Here is a 468-nt window from a genome sequence, read left to right as displayed (position 1 = left end):
TGCTCCGGGGCGGCGGGGCGGGGAGTGCGGGCGGGAGTGCGGGCGGGGCGGAAATGCGGACGCGGATCGAAGGCCACTGGTGGCCTTTATTTCTCCGGCCTGCACCTGCTGCCGGATTGAAGGCCGCTCCTGGCCTTCATCCCCCCCGCTCCGCCGTCGGAGCCTTGCGGACGCGGATCGAAGGCCACTGGTGGCCTTTAATTCTCCGGCCTGCACCTGCTGCCGGATTGAAGGCCGCTCCTGGCCTTCATCCCCCCCCGCTCCGCCGTCGGAGCCTTGCGGATGCGGATCGAAGGCCACTGGTGGCCTTTAATTCTCCGGCCTGCATCTGCTGCCGGATTGAAGGCCGCTCCTGGCCTTCATTCTCCCGCTCCGCCGTCGGAGCCCTGCGGACGCGGATCGAAGGCCACTGGTGGCCTTTAATTCTCCGGCCTGCACCTGCTGCCGGATTGAAGGCCGCTCCTGGCC

At 68.4% G+C, this 468-nt stretch carries 1 protein-coding gene; it reads right to left on the bottom strand.

All coding sequences use genetic code 11. From position 1 onward, the window contains the following. Positions 1–247 precede the first annotated feature (247 nt). The coding region (locus tag ACSEXW_RS28300; RefSeq protein ID WP_438449519.1) for a hypothetical protein at positions 248–468 on the bottom strand (221 nt) is incomplete at its 5' end.

The organism is Oryzibacillus soli (assembly GCF_051594765.1).
Lineage (GTDB): Bacteria > Bacillota > Bacilli > Paenibacillales > NBRC-103111 > Paenibacillus_AR.
The sequence above is the reverse complement of the archived record's forward strand: the minus strand, read 5'-3'. Positions and strand labels throughout refer to the sequence as shown.